Annotated in this window: 11 protein-coding genes; 1 reads left to right on the forward strand and 10 read right to left on the reverse strand. The window is 66.2% G+C overall.

Annotated features, from left to right (window positions below):
* Positions 1–432: 432 nt before the first annotated feature.
* On the forward strand, positions 433–1,737 hold the full coding sequence (locus AABQ55_RS17030) for an MFS transporter (protein ID WP_272805850.1): 1,305 nt from the start codon (positions 433–435) through the stop codon (positions 1,735–1,737).
* Between the two features lie 63 nt (positions 1,738–1,800).
* Here AABQ55_RS17030 and aqpZ (AABQ55_RS17035) read toward each other — a convergent pair whose 3' ends face one another.
* The 10 genes from aqpZ (AABQ55_RS17035) to AABQ55_RS17080 all read right to left on the reverse strand — a co-directional run bounded on the left by aqpZ (AABQ55_RS17035) (position 1,801) and on the right by AABQ55_RS17080 (position 14,016).
* Positions 1,801–2,487 carry an aquaporin Z gene (aqpZ, locus tag AABQ55_RS17035; RefSeq protein WP_244766780.1) on the reverse strand — a complete coding sequence of 229 codons (687 nt, stop codon included), beginning with the start codon at positions 2,485–2,487 and terminating at the stop codon, positions 1,801–1,803.
* 130 nt (positions 2,488–2,617) lie between these two features.
* Positions 2,618–3,352, reverse strand: coding sequence for an aquaporin Z (aqpZ, locus tag AABQ55_RS17040; protein WP_272805851.1), 735 nt, complete (start codon positions 3,350–3,352; stop codon positions 2,618–2,620).
* A 134-nt stretch (positions 3,353–3,486) separates the two neighbouring features.
* Positions 3,487–4,461, reverse strand: a complete 975-nt coding sequence (murB, locus tag AABQ55_RS17045) for a UDP-N-acetylmuramate dehydrogenase (RefSeq protein ID WP_272805852.1) — start codon at positions 4,459–4,461, stop codon at positions 3,487–3,489.
* Entirely contained in the window at positions 4,458–5,873 is a 1,416-nt protein-coding gene (gene murC / locus AABQ55_RS17050; RefSeq protein ID WP_272805853.1) for a UDP-N-acetylmuramate--L-alanine ligase, read from the reverse strand. Before murC ends, murB begins: the two co-directional genes overlap by 4 nt.
* A complete protein-coding gene (gene murG, locus AABQ55_RS17055; RefSeq protein ID WP_272805854.1) occupies positions 5,870–7,006 on the reverse strand; it encodes an undecaprenyldiphospho-muramoylpentapeptide beta-N-acetylglucosaminyltransferase in 1,137 nt (378 codons plus the stop codon). The genes murC and murG overlap by 4 nt, the downstream gene beginning before the upstream one ends.
* 178 nt (positions 7,007–7,184) lie before the next feature.
* Positions 7,185–8,339 (reverse strand): putative lipid II flippase FtsW, encoded by a 1,155-nt coding sequence (gene ftsW / locus AABQ55_RS17060; protein ID WP_244766785.1) that lies wholly within the window; start codon positions 8,337–8,339, stop codon positions 7,185–7,187.
* A 173-nt stretch (positions 8,340–8,512) separates the two neighbouring features.
* Positions 8,513–9,910, reverse strand: coding sequence for a UDP-N-acetylmuramoyl-L-alanine--D-glutamate ligase (gene murD, locus AABQ55_RS17065; protein WP_272805855.1), 1,398 nt, complete (start codon positions 9,908–9,910; stop codon positions 8,513–8,515).
* A 7-nt stretch (positions 9,911–9,917) separates the two neighbouring features.
* A complete protein-coding gene (mraY, locus tag AABQ55_RS17070) occupies positions 9,918–11,018 on the reverse strand; it encodes a phospho-N-acetylmuramoyl-pentapeptide-transferase (RefSeq protein WP_244766787.1) in 1,101 nt (366 codons plus the stop codon).
* 116 nt (positions 11,019–11,134) lie between these two features.
* Complete coding sequence (locus AABQ55_RS17075) at positions 11,135–12,568, reverse strand: UDP-N-acetylmuramoylalanyl-D-glutamyl-2,6-diaminopimelate--D-alanyl-D-alanine ligase (protein ID WP_272805856.1); 1,434 nt, start codon at positions 12,566–12,568, stop codon at positions 11,135–11,137.
* Positions 12,565–14,016 (reverse strand): UDP-N-acetylmuramoyl-L-alanyl-D-glutamate--2,6-diaminopimelate ligase, encoded by a 1,452-nt coding sequence (locus AABQ55_RS17080; protein WP_272805857.1) that lies wholly within the window; start codon positions 14,014–14,016, stop codon positions 12,565–12,567. Before AABQ55_RS17080 ends, AABQ55_RS17075 begins: the two co-directional genes overlap by 4 nt.
* Between the last annotated feature and the right edge of the window lie 60 nt (positions 14,017–14,076).

Consider the following 14,076-nt stretch of genomic DNA (forward strand, 5'->3'; position numbering starts at 1 on the left):
ACCCCCAACTGAATTCCGTACTCTGGTGCTCGTCCCTTGCGCGGACCTGATTTGCTTGCGATCCGACTCGGGCAGCGAGGTAGGATCACTAGAACGTCATTAAGGTTAATGAAGCGTTTACTTTCGTTAACCGGAGCCGCCCGGAGGCGAATTTTCCTGTCCCGAATCAAGTCTCGCTTCGATTCTCTCTCTGGAATCAGAGAGTTGTGGCCGACGCAAGAAAAAGAAGAATTTAGAATTCTCTAAAGCGGAGCCGGAGGACGGGCCCATGGCCGCAAACCCCTGGTAAACGCAGGCACCGCCTCCAGCGCACGAAAAGTACGATTTTTCGCCGGCCTGCGTACTTTTGTTGTTTCGCTGACCGCCCGGTTGGCGTAATAAACCGCCGCTGCCTCCCAAGACAGCTTCAAAAACCAAGAAAAGGCACCCTTGATGAGTGACACGCTCGCTTCCGGGTCGCCGACCGCAACGCATTCCAACCGCGCTGGGCTCAACTCCCCGGCGCGCGTTCTTTTTGCAAGCCTGGTCGGAACGACCATCGAATTCTTCGATTTCTACGTCTATGCCACGGCCGCCGTGCTGGTCTTCCCGACGCTGTTCTTCCCGAACAGCGATCCGACGACGGCCCTCCTCGCCTCTTTCGCGACCTTCTCGATCGCCTTCTTCGCCCGCCCGCTCGGCGCGATCGTCTTCGGCCACTATGGCGACCGCATCGGGCGCAAGACGACGCTGGTGGCGGCGCTTCTGACCATGGGCGTCTCGACCGTGATCATCGGCCTGCTGCCCTCCTATGAGACGATCGGCGTTCTCGCGCCGCTGCTCCTGGCGCTTTGCCGCTTCGGCCAGGGCTTCGGCCTTGGCGGCGAATGGGGCGGCGCGGTGCTGCTGGCGACGGAAAACGCCCCGCCCGGCAAGCGCAGCTGGTACGGCATGTTCCCGCAGCTCGGCGCGCCCGTCGGGCTCTTCCTCTCCTCCGGCGTCTTCTGGCTGCTGCTGCATGTCATGTCGCAGGAATCGCTGCTCGCCTGGGGCTGGCGCATCCCCTTCGTCGCCTCGATCGTGCTGATCGCCGTCGGCCTCTGGGTTCGCCTGTCGATCACCGAGACGCCGGCCTTCCAGAAGGCCATCGAAAAGCAGGAGCGTGTCGAGGTCCCGGTCGTGGAGCTCTTCCGCAACCACAAGCGCAGCCTCGTGCTCGGCACCTTCGTGGCGCTTGCCACCTTCGTGCTGTTCTATATCGGCTCGGCCTACCTGCTCTCCTACAATGTCAAGGTCCTGAAGCTGCCCTTCGTCGAGGCGCTGGAAGTCCAGCTGCTCGGCTCGGTGCTGTTCGGCCTCTTCATTCCCTTCGCCGGCAAGCTCGCCGAAAGGTTCGGCCGCCGGGAGGTGCTGATCCTCACGACCGTGCTGATCGGCGCCTTCTCGTTCCTCCTGCCGGAGCTGATGACGAGCGGCGAGAGCGGCATCTTCGTCTTCGTCATTCTCGCCATGGCGCTGATGGGCATGACCTACGGTCTCATCGGCACGGCGCTCGCCGCCCCCTTCCCCACCAAGGTGCGCTATACGGGCTCGTCGATCACCTTCAACTTCGCCGGCATCTTCGGCGCCTCGCTCGCGCCCTATATCGCGACGTGGCTGCAGGCGAACTACGGCATGACCTATGTCGGCTACTATCTCGGCATATCGGCCGTGATCACGCTGGCCTGCATCCTGCTTTCGGGCAAGGAAGAGGTCTGAGCCCTTCGGGACCTTCGAGAGAAAACCCGCCGCGGCGACGCGGCGGGTTCTTTTTTTCCGCGATCAGTCGTCCTCGCCGACAACCTTCCAGATCACCGCGCCGATCACCGCGCCGAGGACCGGAGCGAGCCAGAACAGCCAAAGCTGCGAAAGCGCCGCCGTATCGGCAAAGAGCGCGACGCCGGTCGAGCGGGCCGGATTGACCGAGGTGTTCGTCACCGGGATCGAGATGAGATGGATCAGCGTCAGGCCGAGGCCGATGGCGATCGGTGCGAAGCCGACCGGCGCACGGCCATGGGTCGAACCGAGGATGATGATGAGGAAGAAGGCCGTCAGCACCACTTCGGCAACCAGCGCCGCCGTCAGCGAATAGCCGCCGGGTGACAGGTCGCCATACCCGTTCGAGGCGAATCCGCCCGCCTGGAAGCCCGTCTTGCCGGAAGCGATGAGATAAAGCACCACCGCCGCGACGACCGCGCCCACGACCTGCGCCACGATATAGGGCACAAGGCTGGACGCCGGGAACTTGCCGGCCACCGTCAGGCCCACGGAGACGGCCGGGTTGAAGTGCCCGCCGGAAATGCCGCCGACCGTATAGGCCATGGTGAGCACCGTAAGGCCGAAGGCGAAGGCGACACCGAGATGGCCGATGCCGACCTCCGGGAAGGCGGCGGCCAGCACCGCGCTGCCGCAACCGCCGAAGACGAGCCAGAACGTGCCGAGGAATTCGGCTGAGAGTTTCTTGAACATGAATGCCCCCTGGTCAAAACCCCGCTGGAGCGGGGCTTCATCGCGCAACCAACGCGCGACCGAGCATAGCCTTCGCTAAACCCGCATGAACAGGGGCTGAACGAAGAAAATGAATCTGCGCGCCTGCTAATCAAGCACGCATATTCGCCTTCAATGCAAGGGTGGGATCGGACTGCGCCGCGCCGCTTTCGCCGACCAGCCTCCAGGCCGCCGCGCCGACGACGGCGCCGAGCATCGGGGCGAGCCAGAACAGCCAGAGCTGCGAAAGCGCCGCCGTCTCGGCAAAGAAGACAACGCCCGTCGAGCGGGCCGGGTTGAGGGAGGTGTTGGTGACCGGGATCGAAACGAGGTTGATCGCCGTCAGGCTGAGGCCGATGACGATGGGCGCGACATCCACCGGCGCGCGGCGATGGGTCGAGCCGAGGATGATGAAAAGGAAGAGCGCCATCAGCACCACTTCGCTCACCAGGCCGGCCGTCAGCGAATAGCCGCCCGGGGAGAGATCGCCATAGCCGTTCGCGGCAAAACCGCCCGGCCGGAAGCCCGCCTTGCCGGAGGCGATGAGATAGAGAACGGCGCCCGCCGCCGTCGCACCCGCGACCTGCGCCACCATGTAGGGCAGGATATGGCCGGCCGGAAACCGGCCGGCGACGGCAAGGCCCACGGAAACGGCCGGGTTCATGTGCCCGCCGGAAATGCCGCCGATCGTGTAGATCATCGCCATCAGTGCGATGCCGGCGGCAAGAGAGACGCCGGCAAGGCCGATGCCGACCTGCGGAAAGGCAGCAGTCAATATCCCGCTGCCGCAGCCGCAGAAGACGAGCCAGAACGTGCCGATGAACTCGGCGGCAAGTTTCCTGTTCATGAATACCCCCATCAGGACCCTGGCATGCAGGGCCGTCGCGCGCCGGAGGCGCGACGTCACACGGTTTCGTTTCGGTGAACTTGCCTGTGGGGGAGAGGGCGTTTCTCGAACGCCCCAGCAAGAATCGTGTCGGATCAGGCCGTTGCGCGGCCCAGGAACTCCTTGACCTCGTAGCCCGGCATGAAATTGCCGAGGCGCTTGATTTCCCATTGCAGCATGATGCCGGAATGCTCCAGCACGCGGCTGCGCACGGTCTCGCCGAGATATTCCAGCTCGTAGCCGGTGGCCTGGCCCGTGTTGATCATGAAATTGCAGTGCATCGGCGACATCTGTGCGCCGCCGATCATCATGCCGCGGCAGCCCGCCTCGTCGATCAGCTTCCAGGCCGAATGCCCCTCGGGGTTCTTGAAGGTCGAGCCGCCGGTCTTCTCGCGGATCGGCTGCACGGTCTCGCGGTGCTGGCGCACCGCATCCATCCTGCCGCGGATATCGGTCTTGTCGCCCGCCGCGCCCTGGAAGACGGCGTGGGTGAAGATCAGGTCGGACGGCGCGGCGGAATGGCGATAGGTATAGCCCATGTCCGCATTGGACAGCACATGCGGATTGCCCTTGCGGTCGATCGCGTGCACCTCCACGACAAGATCCTTGGTCTCCCCGCCATTGGCGCCGGCATTCATGCGCAGCGCACCGCCGATCGAGCCGGGAATGCCGTAATAGAATTCGAAGCCGGCAATGCCGTGGTCGAGCGCCATGGCGGCGATGTTCTTGTCCGGGCAGATCGCGCCGGCCTTGATCCGGTTCTCGCCCGCGAGCTCGACATCGCCGAAGCCCTTGGCCGAGAGACGGATGACGACGCCCGGAATGCCGCCGTCGCGCACAAGGAGATTCGAGCCGACGCCGGTCACGGTGACCGGCACCTCCTCCGGCACGAGCTTGAGGAAGATGGCGAGGTCCTCGCTGTCGTGCGGATGGAACATCAGCTCGGCAAGGCCGCCGGCGCGGAACCAGGTGACGCGGTCCATCGGTGCATCGGGCGTCAGACGGCCGCGGACCTCCTTGATCCCCTCGCCCAACGACGCCAGAAGTTTCGCACCATCCACCTGCTTCATGCCACCTGCCCCGAAATGCCTGCCAATTCCTTCGGCAGCGCCTGCGCCCAATACGTGATGCTGCCAGCCCCCAAGAGAACCACAAAGTCACCGGGCTTTGCAATGCCGGCGACGACGGGCGCCAAAGCTTCCGGCGACGGCAGGAAGCGCGCATCCCGGTGGCCGGCGGATTTGATGCGGGAAACCATCTCCTCCGCGGTGACGCCGTCGATCGGGTCCTCGCCCGCCGCATAGATCGGCGCGATCATCACCGTGTCGGCCTCGTTGAAGCAGCCGGCGAACTCCTCGAACAGGCTCGCGACGCGGCTGTAGCGGTGCGGCTGGTGAATGGCGATGACGCGGCCCGCGCAGGCCTCGCGCGCCGCGCGCAGCACGGCCTTGATCTCGACCGGGTGGTGGCCGTAGTCGTCGTAGACGTTCACGCCGTTCCAGCTGCCGGTCAGCGTGAAGCGGCGCTTGACGCCGCCGAAGCCGGCAAGCCCCCGGGCGATCGCCTCCGGCGACATGCCGAGACGCTGGGCAACGGCGATGGCCGCAGTGGCATTGGAAACGTTGTGGCGGCCCGGCATCGGCAGGCGCAGGTCCTTCAGCGCGATGACCTGGCCGGTGCGGCGGCGGCGGATCTCCACGTCGAAGACGGAGATCGCGCCGTCCATGCGGATATTGGAAAAGCGCACGTCGGCCTGCGGGTTCTCGCCATAGGTGATGACCTTGCGGTCCTCGATGCGGCTGACCATGGCCTGCACCTCCGGATGGTCGAGGCACATGACGCCGAAGCCGTAGAACGGCACGTTCTCGACGAACTGGCGGAAGGCCGCGCGCACGGCGTCGAAATTGCCGTAGTGGTCGAGATGTTCCGGGTCGATGTTGGTGACGACGGCAATGTCGGCGGGCAGCTTCAGGAAGGTGCCGTCCGATTCGTCCGCCTCCACCACCATCCACTCGCCCTCGCCCATGCGCGCGTTCGTGCCGTAGGCGTTGATGATGCCGCCATTGATGACGGTCGGGTCGAGGCCACCGGCCTCCAGAAGCGTCGCGACCATCGAGGTCGTCGTCGTCTTGCCATGCGTGCCGCCGATGGCGATGGCATTGCGGAAGCGCATCAGCTCGGCGAGCATTTCCGCGCGGCGCACGACCGGCAGCAGCTTTTCGCGCGCCGCGACGAGTTCCGGGTTGTTCTTCTTGATGGCGGTGGAGACGACGACCACTTCGGCGTCGCCAAGGTTTTCCGCCTTGTGGCCGACGAAGACATCGATGCCCTTCTCGCGCAGGCGCTGCACATTGGCGCTGTCCGCCTGGTCGGAGCCCTGCACCTTGTGGCCGAGATTGTGCAGCACCTCGGCAATGCCGCTCATGCCGATGCCGCCAATGCCGATGAAATGAACGAGCCCTATGCTCTGCGGCATCTTCATGGCCGTTCTCCCTTGAATTGTGCGCCCTTGAACTGTGCAATGGGCCTGCCGCCCGCAATAGCCTCAACCATCGAGGCGAGCAAGCGCGCGGCATCCGGTTTGCCCGCCTTTCTGGCGTTTGCGGCCATGGCCGTCATGCCCGCCGGGTCATGCATCGCCTTGGAGACGATGCCCGCCAGGCGCTCCGTCGAAAGCTCTCCTTGCGCGATCACCTTCGCCCCGCCGCCCGAAGCCAGCGCCGCGGCATTCGCCGCCTGGTCGTGATCAAGCGCATAGGGATAGGGCACGAGGATGGCGGGACGGCCGATGACCGAGACTTCGGAGACGGTCGAGGCGCCGGAGCGGCTGATGACGAGATGGGCGTTGCCGATGCGCGACGCCATGTCGGTGAAGAAGGGCGAGACATCGGCCGGAATGCCAAGCTCGCCATAGGTGCGCACGACCTCGTCGCGGTCTTCCGGCCGCGCCTGCTGGGTGATTCTGAGCCGCGCCCGGTCGGCGGGTTCCAGCGCCGCGATCGCCGAGGGGATGGCCTTGGAGAAGAACTGCGCGCCCTGGCTGCCGCCGAAGACGACGAGGCGGAATTCGCCCTCCGCCGAGGCCTGGTAGGGAATGGCCGCGGCTTCGAGCACGGCGGGGCGGACCGGATTGCCCGTCGTCACCGTCTTTGCCGCATATTGCCCGCCCGTCTCCGGCAGGAAGCCGCCGGCAATCGCCTTCACGCGGTTCGCCAGCGCCTTGTTGGCGCGGCCCATCACCGCGTTCTGCTCGTGGATCATCGAGGGGATGCCCATGCCCGTCGCGGCGAGAAGCGGCGGAACGGTGGGATAACCGCCAAAGCCGACGACCACCTTCGGCCGCAGGCGCGCCATCAGTTTGCGCGCGACGCGAATGCCCTTCCACAGCGTGAAGAGCGATTTCACGACGCTGACCGGGTTCTTCGAGCCGATCGTCGCGGAGGGAACGACATGGATTTCGTCCGCCGGAAATTTTCCGGCAAAACGCTCGGCGCGGCTGTCGGTGACGAGATGCACCGACCAGCCGCCGGCCTTCAGCTCATGCGCCAGCGCCTCTGCGGGAAAGAGATGGCCGCCGGTGCCCCCGGCGGCGAGGAGAACGATGCCTTTGCTCATGGAGTGCATGCCTTGTGCGTTGCGGAGGCATTACCCCCCTCTGCCCTGCCGGGCATCTCCCCCTCAAGGGGGGAGATTGAATCGTGGCACCGCCTTGCTTCCAGCCGGTCTCCCCCCCTGAGGGGGAGATGCCCGGCAGGGCAGAGGGGGGTGAAACCCACATGCGCCATCGAACCGGTCACTCCGCAGGCGCCACGATGCCGCCGCGGAAGAGGCTGCGCTCGGAGGCGCGCTTTTCCGGGCGGTGGCGGGTCAGCGCCAGAATGAAGCCGGCCGTCACGCAGATCGCGATCATCGACGAGCCGCCGTAGGAGATCAGCGGCAGCGTCATGCCCTTGGCCGGCAGCAGCTCGAGGTTCACGCCGATATTGATCATCGACTGCGTGCCGATCTGCAGCACGAGGCCGGCGACGGCGAAACGCGTGAAATCGTTGCGCTCCTTGAAGGCATGGTTGAGGCCGCGCATCACCACGAAGGCGAAGATCATGACGATGACCATGCAGAAGAGGATGCCGAACTCCTCGGCCGCGACGGAGAAGATGAAGTCGGTATGGCTGTCCGGGATGATGCGCTTGACGGTGCCCTCGCCCGGCCCCTGGCCGAACCAGTCGCCGCGGATGATGGCTTCCCGCGCCGTGTCCATCTGGAACGTGTCGCCCTCACCGGTCAGGAACTTGTCGATACGGCCGGCCACATGCGGCAGGAAGGTGTAGGCCGTCAGGAGGCCGCCGACGGCCGCGCCGCCGAGCACGATGATCCACAGCCACGGCATGCCGGCCATGAAGAACATGCCGCCCCAGACGGCAGCCGTCAGGATGGTCTGGCCAAGGTCTGGCTGGGCGACGAGCAGCGCCGCGACGATGCCGAAGAGGATGATGGCGAAGAGGTTGCCGGGGATTTCCGGCTGGCGGGCATGTTCGGCAAAGAGCCAGGCGCAGATGACGACGAAGGCCGGCTTCATGAATTCGGACGGCTGGATGGAGAAGCTGCCGATCGAGATCCAGCGCCGCGAGCCCTTGACCTCGACGCCGAAGAACAGCGCCAGCACCATGGCCGCAAGCGAGACCACGAGAAGGATCATCGCCGCGCGCCGCACCTGGCGGGGCGACATGAAGGAAATGCCGAACATCACCGCGATGGCCGGGATCAGGAACACGGCGTGGCGCTTGACGAAGTGGAAGCTGTCGAGCCCGAGGCGCTCGGCAACCGGCGGGCTGGCCGCGAAGGACAGCATGAAGCCAAGGCCCATCAACAGGATGAAGGCCGCCAGGAAGAACCGGTCTATCGTCCAGAACCAGTCCGCCAATGCACCACGTTCGGCACGACTAACCATGTCTCGTTCCTCTCACTGAGCGGTTCGGGTTCTGCTGCGTCCACTCCCTCTCCTCCGTCATCCTCGGGCTTGACCCGAGGATCCATTTGCACCGTGCGTGCCGCGTGGATCCTCGGGTCAAGCCCGAGGATGACGGAGGAGAGAGGAGCAAGGTCGCAAATCCCGACACCATCCTAAACCTCGACCAGCATGGACACGCCCGGCAGCGCCGAAACGTGTTTCACGAAGGCATCACCCCTGACTTCAAAGTTCTTGTACTGGTCGAAGCTTGCGCAAGCCGGGGAGAGCAGAACGGCAACCGGGCCGTTTCCTTCCCGCTCGGCATCCGCCGCCGCGTCCTGGACCGCCCGTTCCAGCGTGCCCGACATGTCGAAGGGCACGGCCTCGCCGAGCGTCGCCGCGAAGGCGGGCGCCGCCTCGCCGATGAGATAGGCCTTGGCGATCTTCGGAAAGAAAGCACCGAGCGAGGAAATCCCGCCCTCCTTCGGCACGCCGCCGGCGATCCAGTAGATGCGCTCGAAGCTCGACAACGCCGGCGCGGCCGCATCGGCATTCGTCGCCTTCGAATCGTTGACGAACAGCGTCTCGCCCTTGCGCCCGACCGGCTGCATACGGTGCCTGAGGCCCGGGAAGGAGGCAAGGCCGGCGCGGATCTCGTCCTCACTGAGGCCGACCGCAAGGCATGCCGCGACGGCCGCGGCGGCATTCTGCGCATTGTGGGCGCCGCGCAGGGTCTCGATCGGGGAAAGGTCCGCGATCACGCGGGTCGCTCCGCCCTGCGCCAGGACGAGGCGCGGGCCATCGGCATAGATGCCGTCGGCCAGCACGTTGCGCTTGGAGATGCGCACGACCTTCGTGCCGGCCCGCTCGACGCGGTCGGCGATGCGCTCGCAGAAACTGTCGTCGACGCCGACGATCGCCGTGCGGCTGCCGGCGACGAGGCGTTCCTTGACGTCGGCATAGTGCTCCATCGAGCCGTGGCGGTCGAGATGGTCGGGCGTCAGGTTGAGAAGGATGCCGGCGGACGGGTTCAGCGTCGGCGCCAGGTCTATCTGGTAGGAGGAGCACTCCACCACATAGAAGCGGCCGGCCTTCGGCGGATCGAGCGTCAGCACCGCCGTGCCGATATTGCCGCCGAGCTGGGTATCGCGCCCGCTCGCCTTGAGGACATGGGCGATCAGCGCCGTCGTGGTCGACTTGCCGTTCGTGCCGGTAATGGCGACGAAGGGGCAATCGGGCGCATGCGCCCGGCGCTCGCGCGCGAAGAGCTCGACATCGCCGATGATCTCGACGCCGGCGGCGCGGGCAAGGTCCGCGCTCCAATGGGCTTTGGGATGGGTGAGCGGCACGCCGGGCGAAAGCACCAGCGCGGCCACGGCCTTCCAGTCGAGCCTGCGCAGGTCGCCCGTCCGGATGCCGGCGGACGACGCGTTCTCGACGCTCGACGCGCTGTCGTCCCAGGCGATGACCTCGGCGCCGCCCGCGGCAAGCGCCAGTGCCGTCGCAAGACCGGAGCCGCCGAGCCCGAAGAGCGCGACCGTCTTTCCCTTGAAGGTGGTGACGGGGATCATGACCGGCTCACCGCAGCTTGAGCGTGGAGAGGCCGACCAGCGCCAGCACCACGGCGATGATCCAGAAGCGCACGACGACCTGGCTTTCCGTCCAGCCCTTCTTTTCGAAATGGTGATGGATCGGCGCCATCAGGAAGACGCGCCGGCCCGTGAGCTTGAAGGAGGCGACCTGGATGATGACCGACAGCGTCTCCATGACGAAGAGGCCGCCGATGATCGCCATGACGATCTCGTGCTTGGTGGCGACGGCGACCGTGCCGATGAGGCCCCCGAGGGCCAGCGAACCGGTGTCGCCCATGAAGATGGCGGCCGGCGGGGCGTTGAACCACAGGAAGCCGAGGCCGGCGCCGATGACCGCGCCGAGCACGACGGCAAGCTCGCCCGTGCCGGGCACGAAATGGATCTGCAGGTAGTTCGCGAAGACGGCGTTGCCGGCGAGATAGGCGATGACGCCGAACGAGGCGGCCGAGATCATGACGGGAACCGTGGCAAGGCCGTCGAGCCCGTCCGTCAGGTTCACCGCATTGCCGGCGGCAACGATGACGAAGCCGCCGAACAGCACGAAGAAGATGCCGAGATTGATCAGGAAATCCTTGGCGAAGGGAAAGGCGATGGAGGAGCCGAAGGTCGAGCCGGCCGCCCCCGTCGCAAGCGAGGCGCGCATCATGAAGTAGGTCGCCACGCCCGCGATGATGAATTCGAGGCCGAGGCGCGCCTTGCCGGAAAAGCCCTTCTCCGTCTGCTTGGTGACCTTGAGATAGTCGTCGTAGAAGCCGATCGCGCCGAAACCGAGCGTCACGAGCAGGGTCGCGACCACATAGACGTTGGAAAGATCGGCCCAGAGCAGCGCGCTGCCGACGATGCCGGCAAGGATCATCAGGCCGCCCATGGTGGGCGTGCCGGCCTTCTTGAAATGCGTCTGCGGTCCGTCGGCACGGATCGGCTGGCCCTTGCCCTGGCGGATGCGCAGCGAGGAGATGATCATCGGTCCGAAGAGGAAGACGATGGTGGCCGAAGTGAACAGCGCAGCGCCCGTCCTAAAGGTAATGTAGCGGAACAGGTTGAACACCTGGACGGTGTCAGCCAGCTCGACGAGCCAAAGCAGCATTGTCACCCTTTCCCCAAAAGGTTCCCCGCATCATCCGCGGCGTGACCGACCGCGGACGGAGATGTCGATTCCATAAAAAAGAAGGCCCGGCGGGCATCTGCCCGGCCGAACCTCCCTCAAAGCTCGCGTTCCCTCTCCGGGAACGTCGGATATTTGTCAAGCAGGGCCGCCACGATACGGCTGAATCCCGTGCCCTTCGACGATTTCACGACCAGGACGTCGCCCGGCTGCACCGCATCGAGCGCATGGGCGGCAAGCGCGTCCGCCGTGTCGCGGTATTCCGTCGCCACGCCCTCCGGCAGCACATCCCGCAGCGCCGCCATGTCCGGTCCGCCGAGCCAGACGTCGCCGATGCCCGCCTCCAGAAGCGGTTCGGCAAGGCCGGCATGGACGAGAGGCGAATGCTCGCCCATTTCCAGCATGTCGCCGAGCACGGCGATGCGCCGGCCCCGGCCATGCGGCTCGGCATCGCGCAACAGCGCGATCACCGCGCGCATCGAGGCCGGGTTGGCATTGTAGCTCTCGTCGATCAGCGTGAACCAGCCGCCACCCTTGGCGAGCCGGTAGCGCCGTCCCCGCCCCTTCTCCGCCTGCATGGTGGCAAGCCCCGCCATCGCCTTTTCGATATCGCCGCCGGCAAGATGCACCGCGCCGAGCACGGCGACGGCGTTTTCGGCAATGTGCCGCCCGGGCGCGCCCATCGGCACTTCCAGCGTCTGCCCGCCGACCGCGGCGCGCAAAAGCCCGCCCTCGGCGCTCGGGATGAAATCGAGCAGGCGGAACTCCGCCTTGGCATCGGCGCCGAAGCTGTGGATATGCGAGACGCCGGCCGTCTCAGCCGCCTTTTCGAGGAAGGCGAACTGCTCGTTGTCGCGGTTGAGAAGGGCGTGCCCCCCCGGCACGACACCCTCGAAAATCTCCGCCTTGGCGGCGGCGATCTCCTCGAGATCGCGGAAATTGCCGAGATGGGCCGGCGCGATCGTCGTGACCATCGCCACATGCGGGCGCACCATGGCGACCAGCGGGCGAATCTCGCCGGGATGGTTCATGCCGATCTCGAAGACGCCGTAATCGGTGGTCTCCGGCATGCGGGCGAGCGTCAGCGGCACGCCCCAATGGTTGTTGAAGGAGGCGACGGAGGCGTGCACGCTGCCGGAGGGGCCGAGCGCCTGGCGCAGCATCTCCTTGGTCGTCGTCTTGCCGACGGAGCCGGTGACGGCGATGATGCGGGCCGCGGTGCGGTCGCGCGCCGCGCAGCCGAGGTCGACGAGCGCCTGGAGCACGTCCGGCACCACGATCATCGGCGTGACGAGCCGGCCGAGCGCCGGCAGCTTGCCTTCGCTGACGACGAGCAGCGCCGCGCCGTTCGCGACCGCGAAGCTTGCGAAATCATGGCCGTCGACGCGGTCGCCCTTGATGGCGAAGAAGGCTTCGCCCGGCGCGATGTTGCGGCTGTCGATGGAAATGCCGGTGACGCCCTGCGGCAGGTTGCCGATGGGGCGGCCATTCAGGGCGGCGACAAGATCAGGCGTGGTCCAGAGCCATTTCAACGGTCGAGTTCCTCCAGGGCCTTGCGCAATTCCGCGTGGTCGGAGAACGGCAGCGTGACGGTGCCGACGGTCTGCCCCTCCTCATGCCCCTTGCCGGCGACGATCAGCGTGTCGCCGGATTGCAGCATGCGGACGGCGCTGCGGATCGCCTCGGCGCGATCGCCGATCTCGGTCGCGCCCCTGGCCGCCGCCATGATTTCGGAGCGGATGACTTCGGGCACCTCGGAGCGCGGATTGTCGTCGGTGACGACCACCACGTCGGCAAGGCGCGTTGCGATCTCGCCCATGATCGGCCGCTTGCCCTTGTCGCGGTCTCCGCCGCAGCCGAAGACGACGATGACGCGGCCCGTCGTGAAGGGGCGCACGGAGGTCAGCACGTTTTCCAGCGCATCCGGCTTGTGGGCATAGTCGACATAGGCGAGCGCGCCGTTCCTGGCGTGGCCCACCAGTTCGAGCCGGCCGGAGGCGCCGATCAGCTTTTCGAGCGCGGCCATGGCGACGGCGGCGGGAACGCCGGTCGACATGGCAAGGCCTGCCGCCACCAGGGCGTTCGCCACCTGGAAATCGCCGGCGAGCGGGATATGCACTTCATAGATGTCGTCGCCGACATGCACTTCGGCGGTCTGCTTGTGGCGGAAATGCTCGACGCGCTTCAGCGTCAGGTATTCGCCCTTGCGGCCGACCGTGCGCACATCGAGCCCGGCCTTCCGCGCCGCCTCGATCGCAACGCCCGACCATTCGTCGTCGGCATAGATGACGGCGGGCGCGCCCTTGGCGAGCAGCGTATCGAACAGCCGCATCTTCGAGGCCATGTAGTGCTCGACCGTCGGGTGGTAATCCATGTGGTCGCGGCCGAGATTGGTGAAGGCGGCGGCGGCAAGCTTCACGCCGTCGAGACGCGCCTGGTCGAGGCCGTGGCTGGACGCTTCCATCGCGGCATGGGTGACGCCGGCATCGGCAAGCTCGGCGAGCAGTTCGTGCAGCGACACCGGATCGGGCGTCGTCAGCGAGCCGTAGTCGTTGCGGCCGGGCGCGACGACGCCGGTCGTGCCGATCATCGCGGCGGCGTGGCCGGCATGGGCCCAGATCTGGCGGGTGAAGGAGGCGACGGAGGTCTTTCCGGCCGTGCCGGTCACGGCGACCATGGTTTCCGGCTGGCGGCCGTAGAAGCGGGCGGCGGCAAGCGCCAGGAACCGGCGCGGCTCGGCAACGGGGATGACCGGGACGGAGGCTTCGGCCGTGCTGCCGGCGGCAACGGCAACCGCGGCGGCGCCGCGCGAGACGGCATCGGCGATGAAGGCGCTGCCATCGGCCCTGGTGCCCGAGAGTGCAACGAACAGATCGCCCGGCTTCACCTTCCGGCTGTCGCTGGTTATGCCGCCGATGTCTATCGCGGCTGCGGCGGAAAGGTCTTCGGTTTCGGGTCCGGCGAGGTCACTGATCTTCATTGTCCGCTCTGCTGCTTTCCAGTGGAAGCCGTTTCCATTCGAATCGGCCTCCCGTCTTCT

Origin of the sequence: Shinella sp. WSD5-1 (assembly GCF_963942435.1) — a bacterium.
GTDB classification, from domain to species: domain Bacteria; phylum Pseudomonadota; class Alphaproteobacteria; order Rhizobiales; family Rhizobiaceae; genus Shinella; species Shinella yambaruensis.

Excerpts from the sequence above, each read along its gene's own strand:
- AABQ55_RS17030 (WP_272805850.1), top strand. The coding sequence starts at position 433 with ATGAGTGACACGCTCGCTTCCGGGTCGCCGACCGCAACGCATTCCAAC.
- aqpZ (WP_244766780.1), bottom strand. The coding sequence starts at position 2,487 with ATGTTCAAGAAACTCTCAGCCGAATTCCTCGGCACGTTCTGGCTCGTC.
- aqpZ (WP_272805851.1), bottom strand. The coding sequence starts at position 3,352 with ATGAACAGGAAACTTGCCGCCGAGTTCATCGGCACGTTCTGGCTCGTC.
- murB (WP_272805852.1), bottom strand. The coding sequence starts at position 4,461 with ATGAAGCAGGTGGATGGTGCGAAACTTCTGGCGTCGTTGGGCGAGGGG.
- murC (WP_272805853.1), bottom strand. The coding sequence starts at position 5,873 with ATGAAGATGCCGCAGAGCATAGGGCTCGTTCATTTCATCGGCATTGGC.
- murG (WP_272805854.1), bottom strand. The coding sequence starts at position 7,006 with ATGAGCAAAGGCATCGTTCTCCTCGCCGCCGGGGGCACCGGCGGCCAT.
- ftsW (WP_244766785.1), bottom strand. The coding sequence starts at position 8,339 with ATGGTTAGTCGTGCCGAACGTGGTGCATTGGCGGACTGGTTCTGGACG.
- murD (WP_272805855.1), bottom strand. The coding sequence starts at position 9,910 with ATGATCCCCGTCACCACCTTCAAGGGAAAGACGGTCGCGCTCTTCGGG.
- mraY (WP_244766787.1), bottom strand. The coding sequence starts at position 11,018 with ATGCTGCTTTGGCTCGTCGAGCTGGCTGACACCGTCCAGGTGTTCAAC.
- AABQ55_RS17080 (WP_272805857.1), bottom strand. The coding sequence starts at position 14,016 with ATGAAGATCAGTGACCTCGCCGGACCCGAAACCGAAGACCTTTCCGCC.